This is a genomic window from Bacillus sp. BB51/4, assembly GCF_008368845.1.
GTDB lineage: Bacteria > Bacillota > Bacilli > Bacillales > Bacillaceae_G > Bacillus_A > Bacillus_A wiedmannii.
This window is the reverse complement of sequence record NZ_QOSC01000017.1, coordinates 13,793-29,045: the sequence shown is the minus strand read 5'-3', so window position 1 is coordinate 29,045 and position 15,253 is coordinate 13,793. Positions and strand designations below refer to the sequence as shown.

17 protein-coding genes are annotated in these 15,253 nt (G+C 34.7%); 12 read left to right on the top strand and 5 right to left on the bottom strand.

Going from position 1 to position 15,253, the window contains the following annotated elements:
- Positions 1-2 precede the first annotated feature (2 nt).
- Positions 3-1,235 (top strand): peptidase T, encoded by a 1,233-nt coding sequence (pepT, locus tag DN392_RS23075; protein WP_061672290.1) that lies wholly within the window; start codon positions 3-5, stop codon positions 1,233-1,235.
- A gap of 37 nt (positions 1,236-1,272) precedes the next feature.
- On the opposite strand, the gene DN392_RS23070 is transcribed toward pepT, so the two are convergent.
- The 3 genes from DN392_RS23070 to DN392_RS23060 are packed head-to-tail and all read right to left on the bottom strand — an operon-like array spanning position 1,273 to position 3,288.
- Positions 1,273-2,184, bottom strand: a complete 912-nt coding sequence (locus tag DN392_RS23070) for a DNA-3-methyladenine glycosylase family protein (protein WP_000125663.1) — start codon at positions 2,182-2,184, stop codon at positions 1,273-1,275.
- Positions 2,181-2,711 (bottom strand): methylated-DNA--[protein]-cysteine S-methyltransferase, encoded by a 531-nt coding sequence (locus tag DN392_RS23065; RefSeq protein WP_088321359.1) that lies wholly within the window; start codon positions 2,709-2,711, stop codon positions 2,181-2,183. The genes DN392_RS23070 and DN392_RS23065 overlap by 4 nt, the downstream gene beginning before the upstream one ends.
- Complete coding sequence (locus DN392_RS23060; RefSeq protein ID WP_061672292.1) at positions 2,692-3,288, bottom strand: bifunctional transcriptional activator/DNA repair enzyme AdaA; 597 nt, start codon at positions 3,286-3,288, stop codon at positions 2,692-2,694. The genes DN392_RS23065 and DN392_RS23060 overlap by 20 nt, the downstream gene beginning before the upstream one ends.
- Before the next feature lie 154 nt (positions 3,289-3,442).
- On the opposite strand from DN392_RS23060, the gene DN392_RS23055 reads away from it, so the two are divergent.
- From DN392_RS23055 to DN392_RS23005, 11 genes are all read left to right on the top strand, one after another.
- Positions 3,443-4,201, top strand: coding sequence for an exodeoxyribonuclease III (locus tag DN392_RS23055; protein ID WP_088321360.1), 759 nt, complete (start codon positions 3,443-3,445; stop codon positions 4,199-4,201).
- A gap of 298 nt (positions 4,202-4,499) precedes the next feature.
- Positions 4,500-5,465: an iron-hydroxamate ABC transporter substrate-binding protein gene (locus tag DN392_RS23050; protein ID WP_061672294.1), complete on the top strand. Its 966-nt coding sequence runs from the start codon at positions 4,500-4,502 to the stop codon at positions 5,463-5,465.
- Positions 5,466-5,492: 27 nt separating this feature from the next.
- Positions 5,493-6,500, top strand: a complete 1,008-nt coding sequence (locus DN392_RS23045; protein WP_061672295.1) for a FecCD family ABC transporter permease — start codon at positions 5,493-5,495, stop codon at positions 6,498-6,500.
- Positions 6,493-7,515, top strand: coding sequence for a FecCD family ABC transporter permease (locus DN392_RS23040; protein WP_061672296.1), 1,023 nt, complete (start codon positions 6,493-6,495; stop codon positions 7,513-7,515). The genes DN392_RS23045 and DN392_RS23040 overlap by 8 nt, the downstream gene beginning before the upstream one ends.
- 14 nt (positions 7,516-7,529) lie before the next feature.
- Entirely contained in the window at positions 7,530-8,351 is an 822-nt protein-coding gene (locus tag DN392_RS23035) for an ABC transporter ATP-binding protein (RefSeq protein WP_000025778.1), read from the top strand.
- A gap of 17 nt (positions 8,352-8,368) precedes the next feature.
- Entirely contained in the window at positions 8,369-9,187 is an 819-nt protein-coding gene (locus tag DN392_RS23030) for an alpha/beta hydrolase (protein ID WP_064470359.1), read from the top strand.
- Between the two features lie 276 nt (positions 9,188-9,463).
- Positions 9,464-9,691 (top strand): hypothetical protein, encoded by a 228-nt coding sequence (locus tag DN392_RS23025; RefSeq protein WP_000849098.1) that lies wholly within the window; start codon positions 9,464-9,466, stop codon positions 9,689-9,691.
- A 292-nt stretch (positions 9,692-9,983) separates the two neighbouring features.
- A complete protein-coding gene (locus DN392_RS23020) occupies positions 9,984-10,286 on the top strand; it encodes a metal-sensing transcriptional repressor (protein ID WP_000349635.1) in 303 nt (100 codons plus the stop codon).
- A 190-nt stretch (positions 10,287-10,476) separates the two neighbouring features.
- Complete coding sequence (copZ, locus tag DN392_RS23015; protein ID WP_000436981.1) at positions 10,477-10,683, top strand: copper chaperone CopZ; 207 nt, start codon at positions 10,477-10,479, stop codon at positions 10,681-10,683.
- 95 nt (positions 10,684-10,778) lie between these two features.
- A complete protein-coding gene (locus DN392_RS23010; protein WP_088321361.1) occupies positions 10,779-13,199 on the top strand; it encodes a heavy metal translocating P-type ATPase in 2,421 nt (806 codons plus the stop codon).
- A gap of 161 nt (positions 13,200-13,360) precedes the next feature.
- Positions 13,361-13,840, top strand: a complete 480-nt coding sequence (locus tag DN392_RS23005) for a GNAT family N-acetyltransferase (protein ID WP_000910418.1) — start codon at positions 13,361-13,363, stop codon at positions 13,838-13,840.
- A 19-nt stretch (positions 13,841-13,859) separates the two neighbouring features.
- On the opposite strand, the gene DN392_RS23000 is transcribed toward DN392_RS23005, so the two are convergent.
- Positions 13,860-14,132, bottom strand: a complete 273-nt coding sequence (locus DN392_RS23000; RefSeq protein ID WP_001043902.1) for an HU family DNA-binding protein — start codon at positions 14,130-14,132, stop codon at positions 13,860-13,862.
- A 141-nt stretch (positions 14,133-14,273) separates the two neighbouring features.
- Positions 14,274-15,089: a formate/nitrite transporter family protein gene (locus DN392_RS22995; protein ID WP_000110532.1), complete on the bottom strand. Its 816-nt coding sequence runs from the start codon at positions 15,087-15,089 to the stop codon at positions 14,274-14,276.
- Positions 15,090-15,253: the final 164 nt, after the last annotated feature.

Below are 15,253 nucleotides of genomic sequence, written 5' to 3'. Positions count from 1 at the left end.
GTTTGAAACAAGAACTTATTGAAAGATTTACGAGATATGTAAAGATTGATACACAATCAAATGAAGAAAGTCATACAGTACCAACAACACCTGGACAAATTGAGTTTGGTAAGTTATTAGTGGAAGAGTTAAAAGAGATTGGCTTAACAGAAGTAACAATGGATGATAATGGGTATGTAATGGCAACACTTCCTGCTAATACGGATAAGGATGTGCCAGTAATCGGCTTTTTAGCACATTTAGATACGGCAACAGACTTTACAGGTAAAAACGTAAAACCACAAATTCATGAAAATTTTGATGGCAATGCGATTACGTTAAATGAAGAGCTAAATGTTGTGTTAACGCCAGAACAGTTTCCAGAATTACCATCATATAAAGGACATACGATTATTACAACGGATGGTACGACACTTCTAGGAGCAGATGATAAAGCTGGTCTGACTGAAATTATGGTTGCAATGAACTATTTAATACATAATCCGCAAATTAAACATGGGAAAATAAGAGTAGCATTTACGCCGGATGAAGAAATTGGTCGTGGGCCAGCGCATTTTGATGTAGAAGCGTTTGGTGCATCATGTGCTTATACGATGGATGGAGGTCCATTAGGTGGTTTAGAGTATGAAAGCTTTAATGCTGCAGGTGCTAAGTTAACGTTTAACGGAACGAATACACATCCTGGAACAGCGAAAAATAAAATGCGTAACGCAACTAAACTTGCTATGGAGTTTAATGGGCACTTACCAGTAGAAGAGGCACCAGAATATACAGAAGGCTATGAAGGATTCTATCATTTACTTTCATTAAATGGTGATGTTGAGCAAAGTAAAGCGTATTATATTATTCGAGATTTTGATCGTGAAAATTTTGAGGCGCGTAAACATAACGTTGAAAATATTGTGAAGCAAATGCAAGAGAAGTATGGACAAAATGCAGTCGTTTTAGAAATGAATGATCAATACTATAACATGCTTGAAAAAATCGAACCAGTGAGAGAAATTGTTGATATTGCATATGAAGCGATGAAAAGTTTAAATATCGAACCAAACATTCATCCGATTCGTGGTGGAACAGATGGATCACAATTATCGTATATGGGATTACCAACGCCGAATATTTTCACAGGTGGTGAAAACTATCACGGTAAATTTGAATATGTTTCGGTGGATACGATGGAAAAAGCTGTTCAAGTTATTGTGGAAATCGCAAGACGATTCGAGGAACAAGCTTAAAAAAGAACCAAGTAGTGCGGATGCGCTACTTGGTTCTTTAGTATAATACTCGCCACAAATAAAAAGTTGCGTAAGACTCCCAGTTGGTCCAATTTGCCGCAAAATCTTTTATTTCATGTTTAGTCGGTTTACTTTCAGAACCTGTTATATATTTAATTGCATTGTGCAAGCCAACATCGTCAATTGGAAAAGCGGAAGGAAATCGTAAACAACGCATTAAAACATAGTTGGCAGTCCACGGTCCTATACCGTGTATAGCAGTTAATTGTTTTTCAGCTTGTTTCACATCTTGTATTTGCAATAAAGATTCTTTTGATAGTTTTCCTTCTGTAATAAGCTTTGCAATACCGATTACATATTCACATTTTCTAGTCGTCATTTTTAAGTTTTTGAGATCCTCTACATGTAAATTGGCAATCGTTTCAGGAGAAGGGAATATCCAATGTTTTCTACCGTTCCATTCTACATAATTTCCAAAGTGTTCGACTAATCTTCTTTTTAGTGTATAAGCATATGTGAGATTAATTTGCTGACCGATAATTCCCCAGGAAAGTGCTTCAAATAAGTCTGGAATGCCTAAAGTACGAAGCCCATAATATTGTTCAATTGGTCTTTGAAGGAGTACATCATGTTTAGCTAATGTATAAAAGGGAGCTAAATCAGTAGTTAAATCAAACCACTCTTTTACATAGTGAGCTACAGCTTCGCATATCGATTCTTCAGATGTATATGATTCTTCTAAAAAATGTATTTGAATATTATCATCCGAGTTCATACTAATTTCCACTAAAGGATGTACATCCTGAACAGGGATCACTTTATAAATTTTGTTATCTTCAATGTAGAACATACATTCATTGTTAGAACGTGATAGATAGCGTAAATTTTCTTGGAAACTAAATTCTGTTGGAACTGCTAAAGTTAATGCGCTAGTATATTTTGCTGTCATATGCATTCTACCTGAGACTTTTCTAATGTAAGCAACACTTTCTTCATTTCTAATCCGCCCCTAAAACCGGTTAGTTTACCATTCTTTCCAATAACACGATGGCAAGGAATTGTAATGAGAAGAGGGTTGGCAGCAATAGCAGTAGCAACGGCACGCACAGCAGTAGGTTTGTGCATTCTTTCGGCAATTTCTGAATAAGAGTATGTCTTTCCATAAGGAATTTCACGTACCGTATTCCAAACAGATAATTGAAAATCAGTTCCGTAAGCATCGATAGAGAATGTAAAAGTTTCTCGCTTACTTTCTAAATACTCGATAACTTCTTTCGTATATGATTGCAGGTAATCTGGATTACAGGTCAATATATGTTGTGGCAATTTTTTTCTAGCCCATATATTTAGTTCTTCAAATTTTTCATCTTGTGATCCAATGAAGCATAGTCCATTTTCAGTTGCCGCAATATGAAACTGCCAATTTTCATGTGTAAGTAGCGTCCAATATATAAATTTATTTTTGGAGGAATTCATTATTGTATCCTTCTTTCATTTCGTTCTTTTTTCGATATTCAGTAGGAGTAAATCCGGTATTCTTTTTAAATAAAGTTGCGAAATACTCTGGGTTTTCTATCCCGACAGCAGTACTAATTTCTTTAATGGATTGATTTGTGTGTAAAAGGTGTTCTGCCGCTTTAACAATCCTAAACTGCTGTATATATTCTATTGGACTTATTCCAGTCATTTTTTTGAAAGTGCGTTGTAAATGAAATGGGCTACCATGACACATTTCAGCAAGTATGTCGAGAGTTAATAATTCGTCGAAATGCTTTTTGATATAATCTTTAATTTGTTCTACCCACTCTTCATTAGGTAAAGTGAGCCCATTTGGTTTACAACGTTTGCAAGGGCGAAATTTTTCGCTTAATGCTTGCTCTGCATGATGAAAAATGCGTACATTGTTTCTATTCGGTATTCTTGATTTGCATGACGGTCGGCAAAAGATTCCGGTTGATTTCACAGCATAAAAGAATTTACTATCATAGGAAGGATCATTATGAATAATTGCTTGCCAATGCTCATTTGTTAACGTAATCCCTTCATTGTGCAAAGAACATCACCTCTGCAATTAGTATAACCTGAATAAAGTGCGTATGTATGTATTCACAAATGTAAGAACAAGATTACAAAGGTGAAAATATGATTGTTTTTCTATTTTGTGATAGCATGAAATTTGAAAGTGAACATCAAGAGGAGGACTATAGGTGAAGTTAATTTCGTGGAATGTAAATGGTTTGCGAGCAGTTATCGCAAAAGGTGGATTTTTAGAATATCTTGAGGAATCAAATGCTGATATATTTTGTTTACAAGAGATTAAATTACAAGATAGGCAAATTGATTTAAATCCAGAGGGATATTATACATACTGGAATTATGCTGTGAAAAAAGGCTATTCAGGAACAGCTATTTTCACGAAAAAAGAACCGCTATCTGTAACATACGGTTTAGGAATTGAAGAGCATGATCAAGAAGGACGAGTTATTACTTTAGAATTCGAAGATTTTTACATAATCACGTTATATACACCAAATTCAAAACGTGGATTAGAACGATTAGATTACAGAATGAAATGGGAAGATGATTTTCGGGCTTATATTAAGCAATTAGATAAAAAAAAGCCCGTTGTTTTTTGCGGAGATTTAAATGTTGCTCATAAAGAAATCGATTTAAAAAATCCAAAAAGTAATCGTAAAAATCCTGGATTCTCTGATGAGGAAAGGGAGAAATTCACACGTATTTTAGAAGAAGGATTTATTGATACGTATCGTTATCTGTATCCTGATCAGGAAGGTGCATATTCGTGGTGGTCGTATCGTATGGGAGCGAGAGCAAAAAATATTGGATGGCGTTTAGATTATTTTGTTGTTTCGGAAAGAATGAAAGACAAAATAACAGAGGCGAAAATTAATAGTGAAGTAATGGGATCAGATCATTGTCCAGTTGAATTACATATAAATTTCTAAAAAAAGAAGTATCTTCCTAGGATTAGGCGGATACTTCTTTTTTTATTCAGTTTGTTAAAATTTTTCAAATCTTTCTTGAAATAATTGCATATTAAATATATAATTAGTAACGATAATCATTATCAATGGAAATATTGTCAATGGATGAGGTGTAAAAGAATTATAGTTTAGGGGAAGTGAACGAGAATGAGTTCTGGATAGAATTATTAATCTAATGAAATATATATGTGAGATAAGTTACATATAGTTAAATTTTATTGAGAATATAGTTTGAAAATTCGAGAGGAGTTATATAAAGATGAACAAGAAGTTATTTACTTTAGGGATGGTTACAGTTTTAAGTATAGGACTAGCAGCATGCAATAGTACGGATAAAACTTCAGGAGAACAAAAGCAACAGACAAAAGCTACGGAAACGAAAAAAGACGAAAAAAGAAAAATTACATATTTAGGTAAAGAATATACAGTACCAGCAAAAGTAGATAAAATTGCGACAGCTAGTTTAGAGTCAATGGAAGATGCAGCGGTACTTGGTATTAAGCCGGTAGGTGCCATTACTGTTGGTGGTAAATTACCGAAGTATCTTGAGAAAGATTTAGAGGGTGCGAAATCTGTTGGCGAGAAAATGCAACCAAATTTTGAAACATTACTACAATTAAAGCCAGACGTTATTACATCAAGTACAAAATTCCCAGCAGAAACAGCTGAAAAGTTTACGAAAGTAGCGCCTACATTCCCGGTATCACACGTTTCAACAAATTGGGAAGATAACTTAAAGTTAATGGGAGAATTAACTGGTAAAAAAGATAAAGCAGAAAAAATTATTAAAGATTACAATTCAGACGCTGAAAAGGCAAAAGCAAAACTAGGAGATAAGTTAAAAGACAAAAAAGTACTTGTCATTAGACTAAGAGCAAACGAATTATTCCTATATCCAGAAGGAGTATACTTCAACCCTGTCATTTATAAAGATCTTGGATTAACTGCTCCAGAACAATTGAAAACTGTAAAAGCACAAGAGAAAATTTCATTTGAAAAACTTGCCGAACTTAACCCAGATTATATTTTCTTACAATATGAGACAACTGAAAATAAAAACCCGAAAGTGCTAGAAGAAATTGAAAGTAATCCAATTTGGCAAAGTATGAATGCTGCGAAGGAAAAGAAAGTGTTTGTAAACGTTGTAGACCCAATGGCACAAGGTGGTACTGCTTGGAGTAAAACAGCATTCTTAAAAGAAACAGTGAAAAATTTATCTAAATAATACAATAAGTAAGGTGCGTTGAATGATATGCAGAAAACAAATGCAGTACCAGTGACTATATTATGTATAGCACCCATACTCATCTTATTTACAGTTATACTTTCTATTTTGTATGGGGCGAAGAGTATTGATGCTGAAATAGTGTGGAACGCATTATTTCATTTTGATTCAAGCGATGTAAATCATAATATTATTATTACTTCACGTTTACCAAGGGTAGTTGCAGCTCTTTTAGTTGGAGCATTTCTAGCCATATCAGGAGCACTTATGCAGGGGATGACAAGAAACTATCTTGCATCCCCTTCTATTATGGGTGTGACGGATGGGGCAGCCTTTGTTATTACACTTTGTATGATTTTTCTTCCGGGAATGTCATCAATTGGTATGGTTTTATGTTCAATGATTGGTTCTGCACTAGGAGCCGGTATCGTATTTGGTTTTGGTTCGCTCCTTCAAAATGGCTTATCACCAGTTAGGTTAGCGATTATCGGAACAGTTATTGGAACATTTTTAAGTAGTGTATCGGCCGCGATGGCATCATATTTCCAAATCTCTCAAAATGTTAGTTTTTGGTTTAATGCAAAGTTAGACCAAGTGGACCCTAATATCATTAAAATCACGATACCGTTTGGGATAATTGGAATAATTTTAGCATTGTTAATATCAAAATCTATTACTATTCTTTCTTTAGGCGAAGAGATTTCTATTAATCTAGGGCAGCGTACAAAACTAGTTAAAGCGATGGCGATTTTATCAGTTATCTTTTTAACAGGAACAGCAGTTGCTTTAGTAGGAAAAGTTGGTTTTGTAGGTTTAATTATTCCGCACATTACTCGCTTTATAATTGGGGTAGATTATAAGTGGATTTTGCCATGTGCAGGCGTTATTGGTGGAGTTTTCTTAGCGTTATGTGATGTTTTAAGTAGATTTGTAAACTATCCATTTGAAACACCTATTGGGGTCGTTACCTCCTTAATTGGAATTCCTTTCTTCCTTTATTTAATTCGTACAAGAGGAGGAGAGAGACATGCTTAAAAGTTCAAGTCAACGTTTTGGAATGACGATGGGGATTATTATATTTTTAATACTATGTGCTATTTATATTAGTTTAACGAATGGTACGTTTGATATTACGATTAAAGATGTATTTAAAACACTCTTTAGAATAGATCCAGTACCAGACCATGATTTAGTTATTTTTGAGTTTCGTCTTCCGCGCATCGTAATTGCTGGATTAGTAGGATTAGGCCTAGGCGTTGCAGGTGCTGTAATTCAAGGGATTACGAGAAACGGCCTGGCAGACCCGGGAATTTTAGGAGTAAATGCCGGAGCAGGAACAGCAATCGTCATTTTTATGTTTTTCTTTCAAGGGCAATTAAAGAGCACAGACTGGGTTTCTATTATGATGATGCCGATGTTTGGTTTAGTTGGCGGGTTAGGAGCTGCTATCATTATTTATCTGTTTTCGTGGAAAAACGGTAAGTTAGATTCGCAGCGTCTTTTATTAACAGGGATTGCGATTGGATCAGGATTTGGAGCATTTTCCATGTATTTATCACTCAAAATGAAGTCAACTGATTTCGAGATGGCTGCAGTTTGGGTGTCAGGAAGTATATATAGTGCAAACTGGAAGTATATTATTGCTATGTTGCCGTGGCTTATCATATTAATTCCGCTTATACAAAAGAAAGCTTATTTATTAGATTTATTTCAATTGGAAGAAACGAGTATTACAAGTTTAGGTGTTCCAGTAGAAAGAGAGAAATCTATTTTACTACTAAGTAGTATCGGACTTGTAAGTGCATGTGTTGCAGTTTCAGGAAGTATTGGTTTCATTGGTTTAATGGCACCGCATATAGCGAAAAGGCTTGTCGGTATTCAGCATAAGCATATCATTCCTACGTGTGGAGTAATCGGAATGTTCCTTGTAATAGCTTCAGACTTTATTGCAAAAACAGTTTTCAACCCTGTAGAGTTACCTGTTGGGATCGTTATTTCTATTGTCGGTGTACCGTATTTCTTATATTTACTTTATAAGGCGAAAGCGTAAGAGGAGGAATAAAAGTGAGTATTTTAAGTGCAAAAAATTTAGAAACGAGTTATGAAAAGCTTACAGTGTTTCGCGATTTAAATGTGGAAATACAAGAAGGAAAAGTAACGACAATTATAGGGCCAAACGGGTGCGGTAAATCAACACTGTTAAAAACAATGGGAAGAATTTTAAAGCAAAAGAGCGGTAAAGTATATTTGCAAGGACAGGATTTAAATACGATTCCAACGAAAGAAATTGCGAAGCAGTTAGCTTTACTCCCGCAAACTCCAATTGCACCAGGAGAACTTAAAGTGGAAGAATTAATTTCCTATGGACGCTATCCACATCGAAATAATGTAAATAAGTTAACTTCAAAAGATAAAGAGATGATTGATTGGGCATTAGATATAACGAAAACTTCTGAATTTCGAACGAGACAAATTGCAAATTTATCAGGTGGTCAACGACAAAAGGTATGGCTAGCGATGGCTTTAGCACAAGAGACAGAAGTATTACTACTAGATGAACCAACTACATATCTTGATATGTCTCATCAATTAGATGTATTACAAATTGTGGAGAAGTTAAATAAAGAACATAATTGTACGGTTGTTATGGTACTGCATGATATTAACCATGCAGCAAGGTTTTCAGATGAAATTATTGCGATGAAGGAAGGGGAAATCGTTACAACTGGTAGCCCAGAAGAAATCATTACAAATGAAGTGTTAAAAGAAGTATTTCATATTGATGCGCGTGTCATGATTGATCCGTATAATGGGTCTCCTGTTTGTTTCGGTTACGATAGCGTTGTATCTCAAGAAGAGAAAGTAGAGATATATGTAACGAGTTAAGAAGGGGGGAATATAAGATGAATACTACTATTGAAAAAAAGCAGATTATTACATCTAATACAGAACAGTGGAAAATGTATTCAAAATTAGAAGGTAAAGAATATCAAATTCATATTTCAAAGCCGAGGCAGCCAGCACCAGAGTCAGGATATCCTGTTATATACGTATTAGATGGCAATGCCTTTTTTCAAACATTCCATGAAGCGGTTAAAATACAATCAGTTAGAGCAGAGAAAACAGGTGTTTCACCAGCCATTATAGTAGGTATTGGTTATCCAATTGAAGGGGCATTTTCAGGTGAGGAAAGATGCTATGATTTTACGCCTAGTGTAATTTCAAAAGATGCCCCTTTAAAACCAGACGGTAAACCGTGGCCTAAAACAGGAGGAGCACATAATTTCTTTACTTTTATTGAAGAAGAATTAAAACCTCAAATTGAAAATAATTATGAGATTGATAAAGGGAAGCAAACATTATTTGGGCATTCGCTAGGTGGTTTATTTGCTTTACATATACTATTTACAAACGTAAATGCCTTTCAAAGTTATTTTATTAGTAGTCCATCTATTTGGTGGAATAACCAATCCGTGCTTGAAAAAGAAGAGAATCTAATAAATGAGTTAAACAATGCAAAAGTTGAAACAGGAGTATTTCTTACAGTTGGTTCACTAGAACGAGAGCATATGGTTGTAGGTGCAAATGAATTATCAGAGCGCCTTCTCCGAGTGAAACACGATCAGTTTCTATTTACGTTTTATGAAGCTGAAGGGGAGAATCATGCATCAGTTGTGCCGACCTCTTTAAGTAAAGGGTTAAGATTTATTAGTCACGTATAAATTGAAATGAATATCTAATAAAATGCAAACAAAAGGCTATGGGAAATTCTCCATAGCCTTTTGTTTGTGCAAGTAGAATTGTCCTTTTTGAAAGTTTTGTTTCAACTTTTCGTCTAAAGAGACAAAAAGTTGTCACAATTCGGTCACAATTAGCATAAACATAAAATAGACGAAATGAACTTATTTCCAAAAAGGCTTGATTCATTCCATTCATGATTAGTAGAGCTGAAAAAGCATGGATTAAAAGTTCACTATATTTTCAAGGAGGTAGATCGTATGAAAACTATTCTTGCTATCGCTGGGCTTATTTGGGTTTTATCACATGGTATTCCAATTTATGAAGGAGAACAAATTCGCAGTGCTCTGAATAAAAATTTTAATGAATATCATATCATTGATCGTCAAGATAAAGTCGTGACAGTTCGTGTAAATGACTGTTTTCATACGGTAACCGTTGAAGGAACTTCAGTAGTGAATGATACAAAAGTATGTGATCAGCAATAATTATATATAGGAAGAAAAAAGTCTCAATTTACACGTGTGAAAATTGAGACTTTTATATTTGTGGATGAATAATAAGCGGGGATGGATAATCCCTGCTTATTATTGTTTTTTGAAAAAAAGGCAAGGGTATCATAATAATTGAGTCTGAGAAGCTAATAAGTTGTTAAGAATAAGCATAGAGCGGAAATATACTCATATGGGGTATCATACGTAGATATTTAATGCTATAATTGGTATACTCGTAAAAGCAATTGTTTTATTGGATGAAGAGAAACTTTAAGAAGGTGATAATATGGATCATAAAGATCATGAAGCGGTAACACATAGATCAGAAAAAGAAAAAGAACAAATTATAAATAGATTAAAGAGAATTGAAGGACAAGTCCGCGGTATTCAAAATATGATTGAAAATGATCGTTATTGCGTGGATATTTTAGTGCAAATTTCAGCGATTAATGCAGCAATGAAAAAAGTAGGAATGGGTGTATTAAAAAACCATACAAGTCATTGTGTTTCAGGTGCTATTAAAGATGGCAATGGTGACGAAGCAATTGAAGAATTAATGACAGTATTTGAACGTTTTTCAAAAGCGTAAAAACAAGCTAGTATGTAACTGGCTTGTTTTTTGTTTACCTCTATATAGGATTTCGAGGTATTGATGTGTAAAATAAACTTTTAGAAAATAATTGAAAAATCATGATACAAAACCATTGATTACCTTAGGGGGGTATGGTAAGATGTAATTGTGATTAACAAACAATGAAGAAACAAGAGGAGGATTTTAAATGGAACAGTTAACATTACAAGTTGAAGGTATGTCTTGTGGACATTGTGTAAATTCTATTGAAAGCAGTGTGAAAGAACTAAACGGTGTTGAACGAGTGAAAGTTCAATTAGCAGAAGGAACTGTTGAAGTTACGATCGACTCATCAGTTGTAACGTTAAAAGATATTGTTGCTGTAATTGAAGATCAAGGATACGATGTTCAATAATTATTTTTAGATATGGAAATAAATCGTACTTTATAGGAAGTACGATTTATTTTGCTAATAATTATACCTCATAAGGGTATATAGAGGTGAGAGACATGAATGAACAAAAAGAGGCCAATCTTCAAATATCAGGAATGACATGTGCGGCATGTGCGAATAGAATTGAAAAAGGCTTGAAAAAAGTAGAAGGTGTTCATGATGCAAATGTAAATTTTGCACTTGAAAAAACAAAAATAATGTATGATCCCCAAAAAACAAATCCGCAACAATTTAAGCAAAAAGTTGAATCGCTAGGGTATGGAATTGTAAGTGATAAAGCTGAGTTTACTGTTTCAGGGATGACATGCGCGGCATGTGCGAATAGAGTAGAAAAGCGCTTAAATAAATTAGAAGGTGTGAACGGAGCGACAGTAAATTTCGCTTTGGAATCGGCTACAGTAGATTTTAATCCTGATGAAATTCATGTAAATGAAATGAAGAGTGCAATTACGAAATTAGGCTATAAATTGGAAGTGAAATCAGATGAGCAAAATGGATCAACTGATCATCGCTTACAAGAAATTGAGCGACAAAAGAAGAAATTTATTATTTCGTTTATTTTATCATTCCCGTTACTGTGGGCAATGGTAAGTCATTTCTCATTTACATCGTTTATTTATTTACCTGATATGCTTATGAACCCTTGGGTGCAGCTAGCTCTTGCAACTCCGGTTCAGTTTATCATTGGTGGGCAGTTTTATGTTGGAGCTTATAAAGCGTTACGAAATAAAAGTGCCAATATGGATGTTCTCGTTGCACTTGGAACGTCTGCAGCGTATTTCTATAGTGTGTATTTAAGTATTAGGTCGATTGGTTCTTCTGAACATATAACAGACTTGTATTTTGAAACGAGTGCAGTACTTATTACATTAATTATTTTAGGTAAATTATTTGAGGCGAAAGCAAAGGGACGCTCGTCAGAAGCAATTAAAAAATTAATGGGATTACAGGCGAAAACCGCTACTGTTTTACGAGATGGAACAGAAATAAAAATTTTAATCGAAGAAGTGGTAGCTGGTGATATCGTTTATGTAAAACCTGGTGAAAAAATCCCGGTAGATGGGGAAATTGTAGAAGGAAAGTCAGCAATAGATGAATCGATGTTAACAGGTGAGAGTATTCCAGTTGATAAAACAATTGGGGATGTAGTAATCGGTTCTACAATAAATAAAAACGGATTTTTAAAAGTGAAAGCAACTAAGGTAGGAAGAGATACTGCATTAGCTCAAATTATTAAAGTAGTAGAAGAGGCGCAAGGTTCAAAAGCTCCTATTCAAAGGGTAGCTGATCAAATTTCAGGTATTTTCGTACCGGTTGTAGTTGTGATTGCTATTATCACATTTGCAGTGTGGATGCTATTTGTTACACCTGGTGATTTTGGCGGAGCACTTGAGAAAATGATAGCCGTACTTGTTATCGCTTGTCCATGTGCATTAGGTCTTGCGACACCTACATCTATTATGGCGGGATCAGGAAGATCAGCAGAGTATGGTATTTTATTTAAAGGCGGGGAGCATTTAGAAGCAACGCACCGATTAGATACAGTTATTTTAGATAAAACAGGTACAGTGACAAACGGGAAGCCGGTGCTAACAGATGTAATTGTAGCAGATGGATTCCACGAAGAAGAAATACTACGTTTAGTAGGTGCGGCAGAAAAAAATTCTGAACATCCACTTGCAGAAGCGATTGTAGAAGGAATTAAAGAAAAGAAAATTGAAATCCCAAGTTCAGAAATGTTTGAAGCGATTCCAGGATTCGGTATCGAATCAGTTGTAGAAGGGAAACAATTATTAATTGGTACACGTCGATTAATGAAGAAATTCGATATTGATATTGAAGAAGTTTCTAAATCTATGGAAGAGCTAGAACGAGAAGGAAAAACAGCAATGCTTATTGCGATCAATAAAGAATATGCTGGTATAGTGGCCGTTGCAGATACTGTAAAAGATACTTCAAAAGCAGCTATCGCAAGACTTAAGAAAATGGGTCTAGACGTTGTTATGATCACAGGAGATAACACACAAACTGCTCAGGCAATCGCTAAGCAAGTTGGTATTGATCACGTAATTGCAGAAGTATTACCAGAAGGAAAAGCAGAAGAAGTGAAAAAACTCCAAGCACAAGGTAAGAAAGTAGCAATGGTTGGAGATGGAATAAATGATGCTCCTGCTCTTGCTACGGCGGATATCGGTATGGCAATTGGAACAGGAACGGATGTAGCGATGGAAGCGGCAGATATTACGTTAATCCGTGGGGATTTAAATAGTATTGCTGATGCAATCTTTATGAGTAAGATGACGATAAGAAATATTAAGCAAAATTTATTCTGGGCACTAGCTTATAACGGATTAGGAATCCCGATTGCGGCGTTCGGTTTCTTAGCACCTTGGGTTGCAGGAGCGGCTATGGCATTTAGTTCTGTATCCGTTGTATTAAATGCATTACGATTACAAAGAGTGAAATTAAAAAAATAAAAATCTAGAGAGTAATTGCATATGCTTTTAAACGAAAAACAATACTTTGAAATAAGTATTGTTTTTTGTTTATATAGAAAGAAAAAAGATATAATAAAGCAGAAATATTGAATACTAGATGGTAGACAAGTTAAATGATAGTTTAGTAAGGAGGTTCATATATGTTAAAAGATACGATCATTAGAACATTCCATAAGGAGGATTTAGAACAAGTATTACAGTTGTTCTATGAAACAGTTCATACAATTAATGCAAAAGATTATAACGTGTTACAGCTACAGGCATGGGCACCAGATCGACTAGATAGAGAAAGCTGGTTAAAGTCTTTAGAAAAGAATATTAGTTATGTAGCGGATCATAACGGTGTGATCGTGGGATTTGGGGATTATAATGATGATCATTACGTGGATCGCTTATTTACGCATAAAGATTATCAAGGAAAAGGGATAGCTTCCTACATACTACAGAAGTTAGAAAAAGAAGCAGTAAGCTTGGGTCATAGGGAGATATATACAGAGGCGAGTATTACAGCAAAACCTTTCTTTGAAAGTAACGGTTTTATTTGCATAAAGGAACAAAAGAAACAGCATAATGGTCAGATTTTTATTAATTATGTAATGAAAAAAATAGCCTTCTCATAAACGAGAAGGCTATTTTTCATTATTTTACAGCTTCTTTTAGTTCTTTACCAGCTTTGAAAGCAGGTACTTTAGAAGCTGCGATTTGCATTTCTTCACCAGTTTGTGGGTTACGGCCTGTACGAGCAGCTCTTTCGCGAACTTCGAATGTACCGAATCCGATAAGTTGTACTTTCTCACCAGCAGCTAAAGTGTTAGTGATTGATTCTACTACAGTTTGTAAAACTACAGTAGCTTCTTTTTGAGAAATCTCAGCATTTTGTGCTACGTTTTTGATTAATTCTGTTTTGTTCATGTTTTTCACCTCATATGTAAATAATGCTATTTAAGTTGTTATTATAACGTATAAAACATTCGAGAACAAGTGTACGCACATATATTCGTAAAAAAAATGAAATTTGTAATATTTTTGAGAGCCACTTTATAGACATTCAATTTAAGCGGATACAGATTTTTTCTTTAATGCAGTTTGCTCTTTATTGGAAGGGAGTTTCTTATTATAGGATATGAAATAAGGTAATGCTACAAATAACATACCTCCTACTAAGTTTCCAAAGAAAACAAAAATGAAGTTTGGAAAATATTCAATCCAAGTTAAATGACCGGCAAAAATTGCAGCTGGGATAACAAACATATTGGCTACAACGTGTTGAAATCCAATCGCAACAAAAGTCATAACTGGGAACCAAATGCCGATAATCTTTCCGATAAATTCTTTACTTCCCATACTAAGCCAAACAGCTAAACAAACGAGCCAATTACATCCGATTGCAGAAATGAAGGCTTGTAGTGGTGTATCTTGAAGTTTAGCTTGCGCAATAGAAACTGTTTTCGCTAAAAAAGCGCCTTCTGTTAATCCGACGATATGACCGAAAAAATAAGCAACGAATACAGCACCTATGAAGTTGCTAAACGTAACAATAACTAAATTTCGGATGAAGTGAAATAAGTCGATTTTTTTGTGAAGCCACGCCATTGAAACGGTCATCATATTGCCAGTTACTAACTCACCGCCTGCAAGAATAACGAGTATAAGACCGATAGGAAATACAGCGGCACCTAGAAAACTAGTAAATGATCCCCAAGATTTTGGCATTGTTCCAATAACATGAATATCGAGTAAATACCCTAATGCTATGAAAGCACCACCAAAAAAACCGAGAATTAGCATAGGGAGTAATGATAAATGAGCTTTTTTTCTACCGGAATTCGCAGCAAGTTCCGTAATTTCTTCTGGTGTAAATACAGACATGAATAATCTCTCCTTAATAAAATGATAGAATGAATAGAAGGAACATTTTTAAGAATCTATGTATTATAAAAATATGTTATGACTTCTGTATAAATTTGTCAAAGTGAATGAGGATAGAATTGGATATAGCTAACATTGTTCATGTTGTCACATTAATGTAACAA